Raw genomic sequence first — 19,506 nt, 5'->3', positions numbered from 1 at the left:
TCAGAAGTGAAACGCCGTAGCGCCGATGGTAGTGTGGGGTCTCCCCATGCGAGAGTAGGGAACTGCCAGGCATCAAACTGCGATAACCCTGACCTCACGGTCAGGGTTTTTTGCATTTGTGCGCCGGGAAACCCGCTTCTCAGGACAGCATTTCGCACTTATGTGTCAGAAAGTCGCTTCTGATAGCAGCACTTTGCACTGGTGCGCCAGGAAACCCTCTTCTCAGAGCAGCACTTTGCATTTGCGCGCCGGAAACCCGCTTTAAATGGCAGTATTTTACATTTGTGCGCCGAAAATCCGCTTCTCAGGACAGCATTTCGCACTTATGTGTCAGAAACCCGCTTCTGATAGCAGCACTTTGCACTGGTGCGTCAGGAAACCTGCTTCTTAGGGCAGTACTTTGCATTTGTGTACCAGAGGTATCAGCATTACTGCGCCAGGAACATCGGCATTTCTGCTTCTATATGCCAATTTCCGCTTCTCTATGCCAGGAAAAAACCGCCGCTCTCCCCGAGCCACATTTCTGGCGCTTAAATAATCATCATAAAATTTCACTTTCCGGCAAAACTGTGCGATCTTAAGCAGAAAAAAAAATTTTCAGCCGAAGCTATTTTCAGTCGCCCCGTACGCAAAACTCTCCCGCATACAGTCACCATATCGATCGCCGTTTATCGCTAAAACCTTCCACGCAGCCAGCCTGAATCGGGTAAACTACGGGCAGTTAAATTTGTTAAGGCCGCCTCATGTCCAGCCAGCAGCACTCTTTAAAACCTTTCAACACCTTTAATCTCGACGTTTCCGCTACAAAAGTGATTGTGGTCTCCACGGCTGCCGAGCTTCTTGCCGCCTGGCAGGAAAGCCAGCGTCAGCAGCAGCCCGTGCTGTTGCTGGGTGAAGGCAGTAATATCCTGTTTCTGGAAGACTTTCAGGGCACGGTTATTGTTAACCGTATCAAAGGCATCACGCTGGAAGAGAGCGAAAGCGCCTGGCACCTGCACGTGGGCGCAGGCGAAAACTGGCATCAGCTGGTGCAATACTCGCTGGAAAAAGGGCTGCCGGGGCTTGAAAACATGGCGATGATCCCCGGCTGTACGGGGTCAGCGCCTATTCAAAACATTGGTGCTTACGGTGTCGAATTAAAAAACGTCTGCGAATACGTTGATATCCTGCATCTGGCTACCGGTAAAACCGAGCGTTTGCTGGCGCAGGATTGCCAGTTTGGTTATCGCGACAGCATTTTTAAGCATCAGTACCAGAGCGGTTACGCCATTATTGCGGTAGGCCTGCTGCTAAAAAAACAGTGGGTGCCGGTAATAACCTATGGCGATCTGAGCAAGCTATCGCCGGAAACCGTAACGCCCCAACAAATCTTTGAGGCTGTCTGCCAGATGCGCAGCAGCAAATTACCCAATCCTGCCATTACCGGCAACGCTGGTAGCTTCTTTAAAAATCCGGTCGTCACGGCTGCGCAGGCAGAGATGCTGGTAGCGGAATATACTGACATGCCGCGCTATCCTCAGGCCGACGGTAGCGTCAAACTGGCTGCAGGATGGCTGATAGATCGGTGCGATCTTAAAGGATACGTATCGGGCGGTGCCGCCGTACATCGGCAGCAGGCGCTGGTGTTGATCAATCAGGATCGCGCCACCGGCAGCGATATTGTTGCGCTTGCACATGAAGTTCGCCAGCGCGTCGGCCAAAAATTTGACGTATGGCTTGAGCCGGAAGTGCGCTTTATCGGCGCAGAAGGTGAAAAAGACGCCGTCGGAGTTATTGCATGAAAGACAACACTATCCCTTTAAAACTGGTCAGCATTCTGGCCGACGGAGAGTTTCACTCCGGCGAACAGCTGGGCGAGCAGCTGGGCATGAGCCGTGCCGCTATTAATAAGCACATGCAAACGCTAAAAGAGTGGGGCATTGATGTTTTCACCGTGACGGGTAAAGGTTATAGCCTGCCGTCACCGATCCAGTTACTGGATGAAAAGAAGATTTTGGCGGGTCTGGATCAGGGGCAGCTTGCCGTGATCCCGGTGATCGACTCGACCAACCAGTACTTACTGGACAGAATGGCTACGCTGCAATCCGGCGATGCCTGCGTGGCCGAGTATCAACAGGCAGGCCGTGGACGTCGTGGCAGGCAGTGGTTTTCCCCGTTTGGCGCTAACCTTTATCTCTCTATGTACTGGCGTCTGGAGCAGGGCCCGCTGGCCGCGATGGGGCTGAGCCTGGTTATTGGTATCGTTACGGCAGAAGTATTGCAGGCGCTGGGCGCTACCGAGGTCAAGGTAAAGTGGCCTAACGATCTCTACCTTAACGACCGTAAACTTGCAGGCATTCTTGTTGAACTGACGGGAAAAGCCGGAGATGCGGCAAATATCGTTATCGGCACCGGTATTAACCTGGCGATGCGTTCACCGGATACCAGCGTCGTTAATCAAGGCTGGATCAATCTGCAGGAAGCGGGCGTAGCCATCGATCGCAACACGCTTGCCGCCAGCCTCGTTAATAAAATGCGCGAGTCTTTGCAGCTGTTTGAACGCGAAGGACTGGCGCCTTTTATCGAACGCTGGAGCCGACTGGATAACTTCCTTGATCGTCCGGTTAAGCTGCTGATTGGCGACAGAGAAATTCCCGGTATCGCTCGCGGAATCGATCAGCAGGGCGGACTGGTTCTGGAGCAGGATGGCGTGCGCAAATCCTGGGTTGGCGGTGAAATATCCCTGCGTCCTCTGGAAAAATAAAAGGGGCGTTAGCCCCTTGAAATCGCTGATAAATCTGTAGCTCCCGGCATTACCCCACAGGACATATGCGCCGCTTTTTGCATCCTGGTAGATAACGCAGGCCGGTAGCCTTAACGGGCCTGCAAGAAAGCCAGCAGATCTTCATTCAGCTGCTGCTGATGCGTGACGGCAAACCCATGCGGTGCACCTTCATAGATTTTTAGCTGCGCGCCCTGAATGCTTTCAGCCGCCAGCTTACCGGTGGCTTCAAAAGGCACAACCTGATCGCTGCTGCCGTGGATCACCAGTGTTGGTACATCAATTTTCTTCACGTCCGGACGGAAATCCGTTTCCGAGAAGGCGGTCACGCAATCCAGCGTTCCTTTCAGGGAAGCCAGCAGAGCGATATTCAGCGTTTGCGCTTTTACGCCTTCCGAAACCGTCATCCCCTTGTTAAGACCATAGAACGGCGTAGCAAAGTCGCTAATAAACTGCGCACGGTCCTTAAGCAAGCCTGCTTTGATGCCGTCAAACACGGATTTTTCCACGCCCTCGGGATGATCGTCCGTCTTGATAAAGAGAGGCGTCACCGCGCCCAGCAGCGCCAGCCCGCTTATGCGTTCTGTACCATAGCGACCGATGTAGCGGGTAACGTCGCCGCCGCCCATTGAGAAGCCCACCAGCGTGACGTCATGCAGGTCAAGATGATTAATCAGATCGTTGATATCGGAAGCGAACGTGTCGTAGTTGTAGCCTTCCCACGGCTGATCGGAACGGCCAAAGCCACGGCGGTCGAAGGCAATAACGCGATAGCCGCGCTCGGCCAGAAAATTAAGCTGGCTGTCCCACATATCTGCGTCCAGCGGCCAGCCATGGCTAAACAATACCGGCTTACCTTGTCCCCAGTCCTTGTAATAAATTTGCGTTCCATCCTGCGTCTTGAATGTGCTCATGCTAGTTCCTCGGCTCGTGGTTGGATAACTCCATTAACCATAGCGCTCCTTTTGTCGGATACCTAAAGCAAATTTTTTAACAAGTTGTTGAAGGATTTTGTTGCATTCATCTTGCTGATAGATAAAGTTATTTTCTTAAGTGAGTTGTCAAAAAAAACTTAACGAGTTGCCAAATTCTTTCCGCTATCCGTCTGCGTCTTCCTCTCTTATTGTTGATTTCGGCAGCACAACAACCCACTTAAAAGAGGAAGTCATCATGTCCACTCTCGACCTGTTAGATCCGCAGAACTCTACGCTGATTTTTATCGACCACCAGCCACAGATGTCCTTCGGCGTCGCCAATATCGATCGCCAGCAGCTTAAAAATAACACCGTGGCGCTGGCCAAAGCGGGCAAGGTTTTTAACGTGCCGGTGATTTACACCTCGGTAGAAACGGAAAGCTTCAGCGGCTACATCTGGCCGGAACTGCTGGCGGTGCATCCGGACGTCACGCCGATTGAGCGCACCTCGATGAACTCCTGGGAAGATGCGGCGTTTGTGCAGGCGGTAGAGGCCACAGGGCGTAAGAAGCTGGTGATTTCCGCGCTGTGGACGGAAGTCTGTCTGACTTTCCCGGCGCTGATGGCGCTGAAGGCGGGCTACGAAGTGTATGTGGTGACGGATACTTCAGGCGGCACCAGCGTGGACGCTCACGAGCGTTCAATCGACCGGATGGTGCAGGCCGGCGCGGTGCCGGTAACCTGGCAGCAGGTGCTGCTGGAATACCAGCGCGACTGGTCACGCAAAGAAACCTACGACGCGGTGATGGATCTGGTTCGTGAGCACAGCGGCGCTTACGGTATGGGCGTGGACTATGCCTATACGCTGGTTCATAAAGCGCCAGCCCGTAAAGCCTGATTATGCTTCCCGGCTACGGCCGGGAAAACCGGAAGGAGAAAAACGTGGACTGGCCTAACCAACCTGAACATATCACGCTGGTGATCACCCACCAGGTGCTGGCTGGCCGACAGCCGGATTATGAACGCTGGCTGAACGTGATTATGCCGGAGGCGGCACGCTACCCGGGCCATCTTGGCGTTAACGTTCTGCGCCCGGTCCACGGTGAGCTGACCTGGACCATCCTGATCCGTTTCGACAATATGGATAATCTCTGGCGCTGGCTACAGTCCGACGACCGCAAAGCGCGGATAGCAGAACTGCCATCAATGCTCAGCGGCCAGGAACATATCGAAATGCGTCCCGGTGCGGCATTCTGGTTCACGCCGGAAACGTTAACTCACCGTTCGCCCCCGCGCTGGAAACAGTTTCTGGTCACGCTGGCGGTGATTTTTCCTTCTACCAATCTGGTGCCGTGGTTCTGGAGCACGCTGTTGCCTGGCTTAAAAGGCACGCTACAGGGCCATTTGCTTAACGATGCCAGCGTCGTCGCTCTGGTGGTCTGGTTATGGATGCCAGCGATAACGCGCCTGCTTAAAAACTGGCTCAGCCCAACGGCGAAGCCCGGAGAAAAATCATGAATAACGCGACATTGATTCTGACCAACGGCAAGTTTCATACGGTAGATCGTGATAACCCACTGGCAACGGCGGTGGCTATTAAAGACGGGAAATTTCTGGCCGTCGGCAGCGAAGCGGAAGCGATGCAGTATGCCGACGACGCGACACAGATCGTTGATTTACATGGCTCTACCGGTATTCCCGGCTTAAACGATTCGCATCTGCACCTGATCCGTGGCGGACTGAATTATAACCTTGAACTGCGCTGGGAAGGCGTACCTTCACTGGCCGATGCGTTAAGAATGTTGAAAGAGCAGGCGCTGCGCACGCCAAATCCGCAGTGGGTGAGGGTTGTTGGTGGCTGGAACGAATTTCAGTTTGCCGAGCGGCGCATGCCTACGCTGGACGAGATCAACGAAGCCGCACCCGATACGCCAGTTTTTATTCTGCACCTTTACGATCGCGCCTTGCTTAATCGCGCCGCGTTAAAAGTGGTGGGTTACACTCGCGATACGCCAAACCCGCCGGGCGGTGAGATCCAGCGTGACGGCAACGGCAATCCAACCGGGATGCTGATTGCGCGGCCTAACGCGATGCTGCTGTACGCGACGCTGGCGAAAGGGCCAAAACTTCCGCTGGAACAGCAGGTTAACTCTACACGGCAGTTTATGCGCGAGCTGAACCGGCTGGGTCTGACCAGCGCCATCGACGCGGGCGGCGGCTTCCAGAACTATCCCGACGATTATGAGGTGATTGCCGAACTGCATAAGAAGAAGCAGCTGACGGTACGCATCGCCTATAACCTTTTCACCCAGCGTCCGGGACACGAAGTCGAAGATTTCGAAAAGTGGACGGATATGCTTAAGCCGGGACAGGGCACCGATTTCTATCGGCATAACGGCGCGGGCGAAATGCTGGTATTTTCCGCTGCCGATTTTGAGGATTTTCTGGAACCGCGTCCCGATCTGGCGCCGGGCATGGAGGATGAGCTGGAGCGCGTGGTACGGCACCTTGTCGAGCATCGCTGGCCGTTCCGTCTGCACGCTACCTATAACGAATCCATCAGCCGCATGCTGGACGTGTTTGAGAAGGTTGACCGCGATATTCCTTTTAACGGCCTGCACTGGTTTTTCGATCATGCTGAAACCATTACCGAAGCCAATATTGAGCGCGTAAAACGGCTTGGCGGCGGTATTGCCGTGCAGCACCGTATGGCGTTCCAGGGCGAATATTTTGCGGAGCGTTATGGAAAAGAAGCGGTAAAACAAACGCCGCCGGTGGCGAAAATGTTAAACGCAGAGCTGCCGGTTGGTCTGGGAACGGATGCTACCCGCGTGGCAAGTTACAATCCGTGGACCGCGCTTTACTGGCTGGTTTCAGGACGTACCGTAGGCGGTATGGCGATGTATGACGATAGCGCCCGGCTGGATCGCGAAACGGCCCTGATGCTGTGGACGCAGGGCAGCGCCTGGTTCTCCAGCGAGCAGGGTAAAAAAGGGCAGATCAAGGCTGGTCAGCTGGCGGATCTGGTGATTTTGTCCAAAGACTATTTCAGCGTGCCGGAGGAAGAGATCAAGGGCATTGAGTCGGTGCTGACGATGGTGGATGGCAAAATTGTTTATGCCGCAGGTGGCTTCAGTCCGCTTTCGCCGCCTTCGATTCCGGTGTTGCCAGAATGGTCACCGGTGGTGAACGTACCTGGCCACTATCGCAGCGCGCCGCCTGCTACGCGCGCGGGTCTGACGCAGCAGATACATCAGTGCAGCGGCCCATGCGGCGTACATCAGCATTCGCATAACGTGGCGCGGCATTCAACGGTGCCCGTTTCGGACGACAATGCTTTCTGGGGCGCACTGGGCTGTTCCTGCTTCGCTTTCTGATCCCCTTCGAAACAAGGCCACACCATAGCGTGCGGCCTTACTGCTTTATTCCGCCATTCGCTGCTGTCTTACGGACGCCAGCGGCCAGTCCCAATCGCCTGAAGAAAATGTACGCGCTAAAACCAAAAGCGTGACCCCCGCAGCGGTTTTGTGAAGTTATGTCAATATAATGCAAATAGAAACAATTATCGTTATCATGCGCATTCATTAACATACGGACACATAATCAGGGACGGAATATGGTTAACGCTAATGTCTTTAAACTTAACCCTCTGGCAACGATGCTGATGGGATTGTTAAGCGCGCCGGTTTTTGCCGCCGAAGAAGTCAAAGAAGACGAACCGCAAATGGTCGTCACCCGCTCAGCGGAAGAGCAGTTAAAACAGCAGCCTGGCGTTTCGGTCATTACCGCCGAAGATATTGCCAAAGATCCACCGGTTAACGACCTTTCCGACATTATCCGCAAAATGCCCGGCGTTAATCTTACCGGCAACAGCGCTACCGGCAGCCGTGGCAACAATCGCCAGATTGATATTCGCGGCATGGGGCCGGAAAACACGCTGATCCTGATCGACGGGGTGCCTACGCTGTCCCGTAATTCCGTACGTTACAGCTGGCGCGGCGAACGTGATTCACGCGGCGACAGCAACTGGGTACCGGCGGAGATGGTCAAGCGCATAGACGTGCTGCGCGGCCCGGCTGCGGCGCGCTACGGTTCCGGCGCGGCGGGCGGCGTGATTAATATCATCACCAAACGCCCGACTAACGACTGGCACGGCTCGCTGTCGCTGTTCACCAACCAGCCGGAAAACGACAAGGAAGGCGCGACCAGGCGCGCCAACTTCAACCTGAGCGGCCCGCTGGCTGGCGAGGCGCTGACCATGCGCCTTTACGGCAACCTCAACAAAACCGATGCCGATGCTTACGATATCAATACGGCCGAAAACGGCAGCTACGCGGCCGGGCACGAAGGCGTGCGTAATAAGGATGTGAACGCGCAGTTTTCATGGAAAATGAAGCCGACGCAAATCGTTGATTTCGATCTTGGCTATAGCCGCCAGGGCAATATTTATGCGGGCGATACGCAGCACAGCAACGGCAATACCAGCGATCTGGTGCCAACGCTTTACGGACATGAAACGAACCGTATGTATCGTCAAAGCTATGGGGTCACGCATAACGGCGTCTGGGACTGGGGGCAGTCGAAAGTCGGCCTCTATTATGAAAAAACCAATAATACCCGCCTGCATGAAGGTACGACGGGCCGCGTAGAAGGGATGATTACCAACGATGTTTATAATACCAGCCGTCTGCAAAACTACCGTACCAGCGGCGAGGTAACGGTTCCGCTGGAAAAATGGCTGGAACAAACGCTGACGCTTGGCGCGGAGTGGAACCGCGAGGCGCTTGACGATCCGGCTTCTATGCAGACAACCAACGCCAGCGGCGTAACGGGTAGCGGTATTGCGAGCAATCGCAGCGCTAAAAATAGCGCGGAGCTGAGCGCGCTCTATTTTGAAGACAACATTGAGCCGGTCGTCGGCACCAACCTGATCCCGGGTCTGCGCTTTGACTACCACAGTAAGTTTGGTGCTAATTTTAGCCCAAGTCTTAATGCCTCCCAGGCGCTGGGAGACTATTTCAAGCTGAAAGCCGGTATCGCCCGCGTGTTTAAAGCGCCTAATCTCTACCAGTCAACCAACGGTTATCTGCTGGTGACCAGGGGAAATGGTTGCCCCATTGGTATTAAAGAAAAATGCTATTTATTGGGCAATCCGGATCTCAGCCCTGAAATCAGCATTAACAAAGAGCTTGGCCTGGAGTTTAACTACGAGGGTTATGCCGCTGGCATCACCTATTTCCGCAACGACTATAAAAGTAAAATCGTTTCCGGTACCAACGTATTTGGCTATGCCTCTAATGGCTATCACGTCTTGCGCTGGGAAAACGGCGGCAAAGCGCTGGTGGAAGGGCTGGAAGGTAATCTGACGGTGCCGGTCATTAAAGAAAAGCTGGAATGGCGCACCAACGCAACTTATATGATTACTTCAGAAAATAAAGACACCGGCAATCCGCTATCGATTATTCCTGAATATACTATTAATACTATGCTGGATTATAAAATAACGGAAAAACTTGCCGCTAACCTTAACTGGACTTTTTACGGAAGACAAAAGCCGCGCAAGTATGCGGAAATGAGAACTGAAGTTGGCTCGCTTTCAGATAAAGAAGTAGGGGCTTATTCCGTTGTCGGGCTTGGCGTAAATTATGACGTTATTAAAAACGTCCAGCTTAAAGCGGGTATCAGTAACCTGTTTGATAAACGCCTCTACCGTGAAAACGAAGGGGCTTCGACCTATAACGAACCTGGCCGCGCTTACTATGCCGGTATGACGCTATCGTTTTAACTATCACCATAGCCAGCTTCGGCTGGCTTGAATTTTTCACTCGTCTGCAGCCAGCTTCGGCTGGCTTAAATTTGTCGGTCGTCTGCAGTTAGCTTCGGCTGGTTTAAATTTGTCACTCGTCTACAGCCAGCTTCGGCTGGCTTTTTTCTGTCCTGGGGAGACACGCAAGAACAGGAGTAACCGCCCGCTGACCTTCGGCTGAAAAATAAAACAGCACCATTCTTTCCTGCGGCGATAGTTATTAATGGCGTACGCACCCGCCTTCTCCGTTTTATATCTTGAATTTATCTTTTTGCTTCTTTGCCGACCTCTGGGAGGAGATAAGTGTGCCTATACTCCCTTCAAAGCCGGGAGGAAAAGGCCGAATCGTTCTCTATGACGATTGTTATAAAAAAACCAGGGAAGCGACTCAGTTAACCGGGATACCTGTTATGGCAACGATCGAAAAGATTATTCTTACTCACCTCTGGATCCGTATTGTGGGATGCTGTTTAATTGTGCTGGCGGTTATTTTTACGCTCTGCCGCATTTATATCAGCGTAGCCGTTGAAGAGGTTTATTCAGACCTGGCGCAGCCGGGAGAAACGGAAGCGCCTTCAACATTTACGACCTATCCTTCTTCGCAAAATACAGAAGCCATTATTGGCGGACGGGGAACCGGACTGAACTGTTCCATCCCCTACGTGATGAAAAAAATCGCTTTTAAAACGGTAAAAGAAGGATCGGATATTTCGTTGCGCTTTCGCCAGGCCTGCGTGATGCACGACCTTTGCTACCGGCACGGCTTTGCCACCTACGGCTATACGCAGAACGATTGCGATACGCGCTTGCAGCAGTCTGCCTATCGGCTGTGTCGTCAGATTGGCAGCCTGGGCCGCGCTAAAATCAACGTTCCGCTTTCTGACTATTCCATCTGCGAACACGAAGCCAAAGAAGTATTGATGGGCGTAACGCTGGGCGGGGCAGGCTCTTACCACGGCAAAGGAAGCTCGACCTGGTTTGAATACGATCCACAACCCGCCACAGCAGACAGCTATATCGTTGGCCGTGCCGTGCCGGGAGGAGTCGTCAGCGATCCCGGTAAAGATTACGGCGTACGCACCTTCTATTTCAGACGCAATACCGTAAAAATGCGGGTGCTGGCGGCAACGCCGGAAAGCAACGACGTCAACGCTTTGCCTTTTCCGGGGGCGCTGGTGGCGACACCACCGCTGCTAACCGGCATGGTTGAAGGCGATAACAACATTTATGCGCCGCCGCTGGTTTCGCTGGCTCGCAATTCGTTCTCAGAAACCAGCGTGCACCTTATTCCCTTCGTGATTACCCGACAGAATGTTGCCGGCAAAGCAAGCCACCTCCTGTCGATACCGCCCTGTTCGGATAAAGGCAGCGATGCCTGCACGCTGGATGCGGATGCCTCGATCAATAAATTCGCTCTTATTGATAATAAGCCGACGCTGATTTCGCTGACGCATCGCGGCGTGTTGAGCAGCAATAAAACCACGGTTGAGATTGGGCAGAGAGCGTTCATGCAAAATGATGGGACGAAAAGCGAATATTTTCTTAATGGCCCAACGGCGCCGATCCACAATCAGTATCGCTTTCTGGCGCATGACATGCTGCTGGAAAGGGATTTGTCCGGCAGAGTTACCCACGCATGGGCCTTCGCGCGCGGCGTTCAGGTTTCCGCAGACGGAAAACAGTTTGTCCGGGACGACAGCGGCAAAGATTATTCGGTTCGCGTTGCCGTTGCGCGGCAGCAGTTAGGCGCTGGCCATGCTGAAAATATTCAACGCTTCTCTCTGCAGGCGAAAGAAACGGACGAACCGCTATCGCTGGTCAGGCTGGGGAGCGGCAAAGGGATGGCGCTGGTGGGGCTGGCCTGGTCAGATGACGACCTGAGTCGCGTTGAGAGCGATAAACCGGCAGAGAAACCGCCGCTGCTTAAGATCTGGCGGCTACCGCAAAACGGCATGGCGCCCGATCCAGCTCCGCAGGTGCTGAGCTTACCGTTGCCCATTCCTAACGGCTACATCGGTTTAGCGCCGGTTATCGCCCGCCTGAGCACGCAGGATGCGCCGCTGCTGGTGCTGACTCGCGTTGCGCCGGACAGCTGGCGGAATGATGAAAACCAGCCCAAACCGTCCGTGACGATGGACACGCTGGCCGTGAATTTTGTTATTGCCAGCCTCGTGAGCAACGGCGACAGGCCGCTCTCTTTTGCCAGTAACTACCAGCTGCGCTGCGAAATCGCCCTGAACAAGCAGCTCCAGTCTCCGGAAGCCCACACGGCCAAACAGCGCGCCTATCGCACGCTGTTTGGCTACTACAGCGCGGCGCTGGAGGCAAGGAACCCCGCCTGGCAGATCGACTCGATCAAGTCAGATCTGGCGCAGCGCTGGCGCATGAGTCAGGTGATCGTTTCAGAACGCCGTTTAGAAAAAGAGGGCGCGGTGCTGGCGCTGACGATGGTTTTTAACGGTTTCCCGGCCATGTCTTTTCAGGTGTTGTTAAAAGAGGAGAACGGACGGTTACGCTATTTGCCGTCTGATACTCTGCCAGGCTTCCTGAATGGCTGCGCGCTGAACCCTTTACCCTCGTCCAGACAGCAGGCCAGCTAACGGCAAAAAGACGTTCCGTACCCACTTTTTTCAGCAGACAATAAAAAGGCCAGACGCTTGCGCGCCTGGCCTTTTTAGCGGTGACCGTGATTAACGCATAGTCACAAATTCTTCTGCACCGGTCGGATGGATAGCGACGGTATTGTCGAAGTCTTTTTTGGTTGCGCCCATTTTCAGCGCAACCGCGAAGCCTTGCAGCATCTCGTCCATACCGTAACCGATACCGTGGATGCCGACGATTTTCTCATCTTTACCCACGCAAACCAGCTTCATACGGCACGGCTGGCGATGCTGGGTTACAGCGGTATACATAGCGGTAAAGGAGGATTTATAGACCTTCACTTCTTCATCGCCATATTTCTCGCGTGCTTCCGGCTCGCTCAGGCCAACGGTGCCGATTGGCGGATGGCTGAACACCACGGTCGGCACATTGCTGTAATCCAGATGCTCGTCCGGCTTGTTGTTAAACAGGCGTTCGGACAGGCGACGGCCAGCGGCAACGGCCACCGGCGTCAGCTCGACGGCACCGGTATTATCGCCAACGGCATAAATACCTTTCACGTTGGTATTCTGATACTTATCGACGTTGATATAGCCTTTTTCGTTCAGCGCAACGCCGGTCACGTCCAGGTTCAGATTATCGGTCGCCGGTTCACGGCCAATTGCCCAGACCAGACAATCCACGGTCTGCTCTTTGCCGTTTTCCAGCTGTAGCGTCAGGCTGCCGTCGGCGTTTTTCACAATCGCTTTCGGAATAGATTCGGTATGCAGCGTTGGGCCTTCGGTGTTCATCACCTCAACCAGCGTCTCAACGATCATCGGATCGAAGGTGCGCAGCGGCGCGTGCTTACGCACAAACAGGTGCGTTTCGGAGCCGAGCGCGTTTACCACGCCAGCGATCTCAACCGCGATATAGCCTGCGCCTACAACCGCAGTGCGTTTTGGCAGCGCATCCAGCTCAAAAAAGCCGTCAGAATCGATACCGTATTCGGCACCTGGAATCGACGGATGGCTTGGGCGGCCACCGGTGGCGATCAGAATATGATCGGCAGTAATTTTTTCGCCGTTCACTTCAACGGTGTGCGCATCGACAAAGCGTGCGAAGCCTTTGATCACATCTACTTTATTTTTACCCAGCACGTTGTCGTACGAGGTATGAATGCGGTCAATGTAGGCGCTGCGGTTTTTTACCAGCGTCGCCCAGTCAAAGCTGTTAACGGTGGTATTAAAGCCGTAATCCGGGCCGTACTGATGAATAGCCTCGGCAATCTGTGCCGCATGCCACATTACTTTTTTCGGCACGCAGCCGACGTTCACGCAGGTGCCGCCAAGGTCTTTCGCCTCAATCAGCGCGCATTTTTGTCCGTACATAGCTGCACGGTTAATGGAAGCGATGCCGCCGCTGCCGCCGCCAATAGCAAGGTAGTCATAATGTCTGGTCATCGAAAGAGTTCCATAAGAGTCAAATAAACTGGGCTTAGTGTAACGCCAGTCGGCCAAATGCCGCAAAGTTTGCGTCTATGATTGTGATAGGGCCGGCGCGTTAAAATCGTCACTATTCAACGTATATTGTGACGCAGTCTGCTATTTTTGGCTTGAAAACCTGCACAGAGAGGCCGAATGGAACTCCTTTTTTTAGGCACCGGCGCGGGTACGCCCAGCCGCCAGCGCAATGTCACCAGTATCGCATTAAATTTACAGACCGTACGCAGCGGCAGCTGGCTGTTTGACTGCGGAGAAGGTACGCAGCATCAGATCCTGCGCAGCCCGGTCAAACCCGGCAAGCTGGAAAAAATCTTTATTACCCATCTGCACGGCGACCATATCTTTGGCCTGCCGGGGCTGCTGACCAGTCGCTCGATGAACGGCATTAGCGAAGGCATCACGCTTTATGGCCCGCCAGGCATCAAAACTTTTGTCGAAACGACGCTAAGCCTGAGCGGCTCCTGGCTAACTTTTCCGCTGGACATTGTGGAAATCAGCGCCGGCGAGCTCTTTAGTGACGATCATTTTCGCGTTACGGCTTATCCGCTTACCCATCCGGTTGAGTGCTACGGCTTTCGCATTGAAGAGCACGACAGGCCCGGCACGCTGGACGCGGAGCGGCTGCTGGCGGACGGTATCAGGCCCGGCAAACTGTTTCAGCAGCTGAAACAGGGGCTAACGGTAACCATGGAAGATGGTCAGGTGGTCGACGGCCGCCGCTACCTTGGCCCGCCGATAAAAGGGCGGACGCTGGCGATATTTGGCGACACCGCGCCCACCGCTGCGGCAACAGCGCTGGCGGCCAATGCGGACGTGGTAGTGCATGAAGCGACACTGGAAGCGGCAATGGTGGAAAAAGCCAACAGCCGTGGACATTCATCCACCGTTCAGGCAGCCACGATGGCAAAGGAAGCGCAGGCGAAAAAGCTGATCGTGACGCACCTGAGTTCGCGCTATCTGCGTGAAGATACCGAACGCCTGCTGGCTGAATGTCGGGAAATTTTTCCGGCTACCGAGATGGCGCACGATTTTGCGGTGTTTGAACTTTAAGAAGGAAGCGGGGCGCGCTCGTCAGATTTGCAGGATTGCGCCTTTTAAACGCTGACGAGCTGAAATGGAATCGGTAGCCGGACGTGATAACCCGGCTACGGCCGGTTTTATTCCGGCACGATCCAGCTGACTTTGGTGTGGCCAGTACCGGCCGGCACCAGATGCTTATGCAGCCACGGCAGCACGTTGTTCATCTGCTGCTCCAGCTTCCATGGCGGGTTAATCACGATCATACCGGAAGCGGTCATGCCGCGCTGATCGCTGTCCGGCCGCACGGCCAGTTCGATTTGCAGGATCCGACGGATGCCGGTCGCTTCCAGCTCGGCAAACATGCGCTTAATCTGCTGACGCAGTACCACGGGATACCAGAGCGCGAACACGCCGGTGCCGAAACGCTTGTAGCCTTCCTGAATGCCTTTTACCACCGCCTGGTAATCCGTTTTAATTTCGTAAGGCGGATCGATAAGAATCAGGCCGCGACGCGACGGCGGCGGCAGCTTAGATTTTAGCTGCTGATAACCGTCAGCTCGTTCGGTGCGCGCGCGGTCATCTTTCAGAAACTCATTGCGCAGCAGCGGAAAATCGCTCGGATGCAGCTCGGTCAGGTTTAGCTTGTCATCTTCACGCAGCAAATGGCGCGCAATCAGCGGCGAGCCAGGATAAAAGCGCAGCTTGCCGTTAGGGTTCAGGGCATTGATGCAGGAAATATAGCTTTCCAGCTCTTCCGGCAGATCGTCCTGCTGCCAGATACGGGCGATCCCTTCCAGATATTCTCCGGTACGTTCGGCATGTTCGCCGCTCAGCTGGTAGCGCCCGGCACCCGCGTGGGTATCAAGATAAAGGTAAGGCTTATCTTTCTCGTTAAGCGCGTTGATGATCAGGCTCTGAACGGTATGTTTGAGAACGTCGGCGTGATTGCCGGCGTGAAAACTGTGGCGATAACTCAGCATGTCGTGGGATCTGTCCGGTGGGAGAATAGCAAGTGTGCCGCCTGAGCGGCACGAGTCAGGCACAGTATAACTGTCTGGCAGAAAAAATGCGCTATCCAGGCTGGTGGTACCAGAACGGGTAGGTAAAAAACAGCAGGTGCAGCAGGTTAAAAGCAAAATGCACCAGCGCGGCAACCCAGACGCGTCCGCTCCACTGCCAGGCCAGACCATAAATCACGCCGGTTAAGGCCGCAAAAAACACCAGCAGCGGCCCGCCGGGGTAGTGCACCAGCCCAAACAGCACGGCGGTGGCCAGCAGTGCCCAAAGGTTGCCAAACCGCTGGCTCAGCCGCTGCTGAATATAGCCGCGAAACAGCGCCTCTTCGGCGAACGACACGAAAAACAGATTCGCCAGCATAAAAGCACCGAGCCATTCAGGGTAATGCGGCTCCACGCGTAAACCGCCGGCCAGCGTGGCAAACAGCAGCAAAAGCGGCATAGAGAGCAGCAGCACCAGCCACCACAGACGATTGCCGGGCGGCGTAGCCGGGCGTTTCAGCAGCGTGGGCAGGCAGCCCAGCAGCACAAAGGGGATCAGCGCCTTGTCAAAGTTATAATAGAAGGTAAAAGGCGCGCTCTGCGGCCCGGCTAGCGCACCGGAAACGATCTTCAGGTTATGGAAGCCGGGCAGCAGATGCAGCATTAGCGCGACGGATCCGGCAACCAGAAAAGCTTCCCCTGCGAGGGCTAATTTATTCTGCGCTTTTTGTCGGTAGCAAAAGAAGGCGACGCCGCCGAGCGCGCCGAGCGCGGCCAGTGCGGGCGGCTGCAAGGTAGAATTAATCGTGCCGATAACCAGCGTGACGGCCAGCAATCCCAGCGCCGCCCGGCGATAAAAAGGTAGAAAGAACAACGATGCGACAAGGCAATACCACATAAAGACGCTCCCTGTAATGAGATAAACGCAACGGCGGGAAAAGTATGCTCCCGCTTCACTTTACAGGCAATTCCCTTTTTCCCTGCCGTCGATGCCCCATTGATTTTCGCTACACTTAGCCTCATGTTAGCTAAATCGCGCGCCGCAACGCGCCCTATACATCGATAACAAGGACTGCGCTATGACCAATCCGCTACTCTCTTCTTTTACGCTTCCCCCGTTTTCCGCCATTAAGCCCGAACACGTGGTGCCAGCCGTGACTCAGGCGTTGGACGATTGCCGCGCGGCAGTAGAAAAAGTTGTTGCCCAGGGGACGCCTTACACCTGGGATAACCTGGTACAGCCGCTTTCAGAAGTGGACGATCGCCTGGGCCGTCTGTTTTCGCCGGTCAGCCATCTTAACTCGGTAAAAAACAGTCCTGAGCTGCGTCAGGCCTACGAACAAACCTTGCCGTTGCTTTCTGAATACAGCACCTGGGTCGGCCAGCACGAAGGTTTGTATCAGGCTTATCGTAATCTGAAAGAGCATAGCTATGCAGAGCTGAGCGCGCCGCAGAAAAAAGCGGTAGATAACGCGCTGCGCGACTTTGAGCTGTCCGGTATCGGTCTGTCGAAAGAGAAGCAGAAACGCTATGGCGAAATCGCCGCACGCCTTTCCGAGCTGGGTTCCACCTATAGCAACAACGTGCTGGACGCCACGATGGGCTGGAGCAAGCTGATTACCGATGAAAGCGAACTTTCCGGCATGCCGGAAAGTTCGCTGGCCGCCGCCAAAGCGCAGGCGGAAGCGAAAGAGCAAGAAGGCTGGCTGCTGACGCTGGATATCCCCAGCTATCTGCCGGTAATGACCTACTGCGATAACCAGGCGCTGCGCGAAGAGATGTACCGCGCTTACTCTACCCGCGCTTCCGATCAGGGCCCGAACGCCGGGAAATGGGACAACAGCGAAGTGATGGCCGAAGAGCTGGCGCTGCGTCACGAGCTGGCGCAACTGCTGGGCTTCTCCTCCTATGCTGAAAAGTCGCTGGCGACCAAAATGGCCGAAAATCCGGCGCAGGTGACCGATTTCCTGACCGATCTGGCGAAGCGTGCGCGTCCTCAGGCTGAAAAAGAACTGGAGCAGCTGCGTGCCTTTGCTAAAAAAGAGCACGGCATTGACGAGCTGAATCCGTGGGATCTCACTTACTACGGCGAAAAACAGAAGCAGCATCTTTATGCCATCAGCGATGAGCAGCTGCGCCCTTACTTCCCGGAAGAGCGTGCGGTTAACGGCCTGTTCGAGGTTGTTAAGCGTATTTACGGCATTACCGCAAAAGAGCGCAAAGACGTTGATGTTTACCATCCGGACGTGCGCTTCTTCGACCTGTTTGACGAGAGCGGCGAGCTGCGCGGTAGCTTCTATCTGGATCTGTACGCGCGTGAAAACAAACGCGGCGGTGCCTGGATGGATGACTGCGTCGGCCAGATGCGTCTTGCGGACGGCTCGTTGCAAAAACCGGTCGCCTACCTGACCTGTAACTTCAACCGTCCGCTCAACGGCAAGCCTGCGCTGTTTACGCACGATGAAGTTACCACGCTGTTCCATGAATTCGGGCACGGCCTGCATCACATGCTGACCCGTATTGAAACGCCGGGCGTGTCCGGCATCAGCGGCGTGCCGTGGGATGCCGTCGAGCTGCCAAGCCAGTTTATGGAAAACTGGTGCTGGGAGCCGGAAGCGCTGGCCTTTATTTCCGGCCATTACGAAACCGGCGAGCCGCTGCCTCAGGCGCTGCTGGACAAAATGCTGGCGGCGAAAAACTACCAGGCGGCGCTGTTTATTCTGCGTCAGCTGGAGTTTGGCCTGTTTGACTTCCGCCTGCACGCCGAGTTCGATCCGGCCAAAGGCGCGCAGATTCTGGAGATGCTGAAAGAGATCAAGAAGCTGGTGGCCGTGGTACCAAGCCCGGCCTGGGGCCGCTTCCCACATGCCTTCAGCCACATCTTCGCAGGCGGCTATGCAGCAGGTTACTACAGCTATCTGTGGGCGGACGTGCTGGCGGCCGATGCCTATTCGCGTTTTGAAGAAGAGGGTATTTTCAATCGCGAAACGGGCCAGTCTTTCCTGGACAATATCCTGACGCGTGGCGGTTCTGAAGAGCCGATGGAGCTGTTTAAACGCTTCCGTGGCCGCGAGCCGCAGCTGGACGCGATGCTGGCCCATTATGGCATCGCCGGGTGAAGATTTGCCTGATTGACGAAACGGGCGCCGGAGACGGCGCCTTATCCGTTTTAGCCGATCGCTGGCAGCTGGAGCACGACGAGCAGGCCACGATGGCGCTGGCGCTGACCGCAACCCATCTGGAGCTGCGCAAGCGTGATGAGCCAAAGCTGGGCGGCATCTTTGTCGATTTTGTTGAGGGTGCCATGGCGCACCGCCGCCGCTTTGGTGGTGGACGTGGCGAAGCGGTAGCAAAAGCGGTAGGCATTAAGGGAAGCTATCTGCCGGTAGTGACCGACGCGACGGCAGGGCTGGGGCGAGACGCCTTTGTGCTGGCCTCGCTCGGCTGTCGCGTACAGATGCTGGAGCGGCATCCTGTCGTTGCGGCGCTGCTGGACGACGGTCTGCAACGCGGCTACCGCAATGCCGAAATCGGCGGCTGGCTGCAGGAACGTTTAACGCTGGTGCATGCTTCCAGTCTGGAAGCGCTGGCGGCAAGCAGTGAAAAGCCTGACGTGGTCTATCTGGATCCCATGTACCCACATAAGCAAAAAAGCGCGCTGGTTAAAAAAGAGATGCGCGTCTTTCAGACGCTGGTGGGTGCGGATAATGATGCCGACGGGCTACTGGAACCTGCAAGACGACTGGCGAAAAAGCGGGTAGTGGTAAAACGCCCCGACTACGCGCCACCGTTAGCTGGGGTAGCCACACAGTCTGCGGTGGTAACCAAAAGCCATCGCTTCGATATTTATCCCCCGCTGGCTGACGCAGCGCTTTAGCCACGGGGTACAACCAACAAAAGCCGCTTTGTTCAGACTAAAGCG

General features: G+C 54.9%; 14 protein-coding genes. 10 read left to right on the top strand and 4 right to left on the bottom strand.

Annotation, left to right across the window (positions count from 1 at the left end):
* Positions 1–743 precede the first annotated feature (743 nt).
* Both murB and birA read left to right on the top strand, forming a co-directional pair.
* Positions 744–1,781: a UDP-N-acetylmuramate dehydrogenase gene (gene murB, locus KUE00_RS21160; RefSeq protein WP_246762353.1), complete on the top strand. Its 1,038-nt coding sequence runs from the start codon at positions 744–746 to the stop codon at positions 1,779–1,781.
* On the top strand, positions 1,778–2,743 hold the full coding sequence (gene birA / locus KUE00_RS21155; RefSeq protein ID WP_246762351.1) for a bifunctional biotin--[acetyl-CoA-carboxylase] ligase/biotin operon repressor BirA: 966 nt from the start codon (positions 1,778–1,780) through the stop codon (positions 2,741–2,743). The genes murB and birA overlap by 4 nt, the downstream gene beginning before the upstream one ends.
* A gap of 110 nt (positions 2,744–2,853) precedes the next feature.
* On the opposite strand, the gene KUE00_RS21150 is transcribed toward birA, so the two are convergent.
* On the bottom strand, positions 2,854–3,675 hold the full coding sequence (locus KUE00_RS21150) for an alpha/beta fold hydrolase (protein WP_246762349.1): 822 nt from the start codon (positions 3,673–3,675) through the stop codon (positions 2,854–2,856).
* Between the two features lie 256 nt (positions 3,676–3,931).
* Between KUE00_RS21150 and KUE00_RS21145 the strand changes: the two genes are divergently transcribed.
* The 5 genes from KUE00_RS21145 (at position 3,932) to KUE00_RS21125 (ending at position 12,081) form a co-directional block, all read left to right on the top strand.
* On the top strand, positions 3,932–4,573 hold the full coding sequence (locus tag KUE00_RS21145; RefSeq protein ID WP_246762347.1) for a hydrolase: 642 nt from the start codon (positions 3,932–3,934) through the stop codon (positions 4,571–4,573).
* 44 nt (positions 4,574–4,617) lie between these two features.
* Positions 4,618–5,193, top strand: coding sequence for an antibiotic biosynthesis monooxygenase (locus KUE00_RS21140; RefSeq protein ID WP_246762340.1), 576 nt, complete (start codon positions 4,618–4,620; stop codon positions 5,191–5,193).
* Positions 5,190–7,052 (top strand): amidohydrolase, encoded by a 1,863-nt coding sequence (locus tag KUE00_RS21135; protein WP_246762338.1) that lies wholly within the window; start codon positions 5,190–5,192, stop codon positions 7,050–7,052. Before KUE00_RS21140 ends, KUE00_RS21135 begins: the two co-directional genes overlap by 4 nt.
* A gap of 239 nt (positions 7,053–7,291) precedes the next feature.
* Entirely contained in the window at positions 7,292–9,460 is a 2,169-nt protein-coding gene (locus tag KUE00_RS21130) for a TonB-dependent siderophore receptor (protein ID WP_281434715.1), read from the top strand.
* Between the two features lie 431 nt (positions 9,461–9,891).
* Complete coding sequence (locus KUE00_RS21125) at positions 9,892–12,081, top strand: hypothetical protein (RefSeq protein WP_246762336.1); 2,190 nt, start codon at positions 9,892–9,894, stop codon at positions 12,079–12,081.
* 90 nt (positions 12,082–12,171) lie between these two features.
* On the opposite strand, the gene gorA is transcribed toward KUE00_RS21125, so the two are convergent.
* Positions 12,172–13,524, bottom strand: a complete 1,353-nt coding sequence (gorA, locus tag KUE00_RS21120) for a glutathione-disulfide reductase (protein WP_246762334.1) — start codon at positions 13,522–13,524, stop codon at positions 12,172–12,174.
* Positions 13,525–13,701: 177 nt separating this feature from the next.
* Between gorA and rnz the strand changes: the two genes are divergently transcribed.
* Positions 13,702–14,616 carry a ribonuclease Z gene (rnz, locus tag KUE00_RS21115; protein WP_246762326.1) on the top strand — a complete coding sequence of 305 codons (915 nt, stop codon included), beginning with the start codon at positions 13,702–13,704 and terminating at the stop codon, positions 14,614–14,616.
* A 107-nt stretch (positions 14,617–14,723) separates the two neighbouring features.
* Here the strand turns inward: rnz and KUE00_RS21110 are convergent, their stop codons facing one another.
* Both KUE00_RS21110 and KUE00_RS21105 read right to left on the bottom strand, forming a co-directional pair.
* Positions 14,724–15,566 (bottom strand): 23S rRNA (adenine(2030)-N(6))-methyltransferase RlmJ, encoded by an 843-nt coding sequence (locus KUE00_RS21110; protein ID WP_246762325.1) that lies wholly within the window; start codon positions 15,564–15,566, stop codon positions 14,724–14,726.
* A 91-nt stretch (positions 15,567–15,657) separates the two neighbouring features.
* Positions 15,658–16,482, bottom strand: a complete 825-nt coding sequence (locus KUE00_RS21105) for a CPBP family intramembrane glutamic endopeptidase (protein WP_246762323.1) — start codon at positions 16,480–16,482, stop codon at positions 15,658–15,660.
* Positions 16,483–16,663: 181 nt separating this feature from the next.
* On the opposite strand from KUE00_RS21105, the gene prlC reads away from it, so the two are divergent.
* Together prlC and rsmJ are read left to right on the top strand one after the other, a co-directional pair.
* On the top strand, positions 16,664–18,703 hold the full coding sequence (gene prlC / locus KUE00_RS21100) for an oligopeptidase A (RefSeq protein WP_246762321.1): 2,040 nt from the start codon (positions 16,664–16,666) through the stop codon (positions 18,701–18,703).
* The gene (gene rsmJ, locus KUE00_RS21095) at positions 18,700–19,461 is read left to right on the top strand and encodes a 16S rRNA (guanine(1516)-N(2))-methyltransferase RsmJ (RefSeq protein ID WP_246762319.1); all 762 of its coding nucleotides are present in this window, start codon (positions 18,700–18,702) and stop codon (positions 19,459–19,461) included. Before prlC ends, rsmJ begins: the two co-directional genes overlap by 4 nt.
* Positions 19,462–19,506 lie beyond the last annotated feature (45 nt).

It is taken from the genome of Erwinia phyllosphaerae (assembly GCF_019132875.1).
In the GTDB taxonomy this organism is placed as follows: domain Bacteria; phylum Pseudomonadota; class Gammaproteobacteria; order Enterobacterales; family Enterobacteriaceae; genus Erwinia; species Erwinia phyllosphaerae.
The sequence above is the reverse complement of the archived record's forward strand: the minus strand, read 5'-3'. Positions and strand labels throughout refer to the sequence as shown.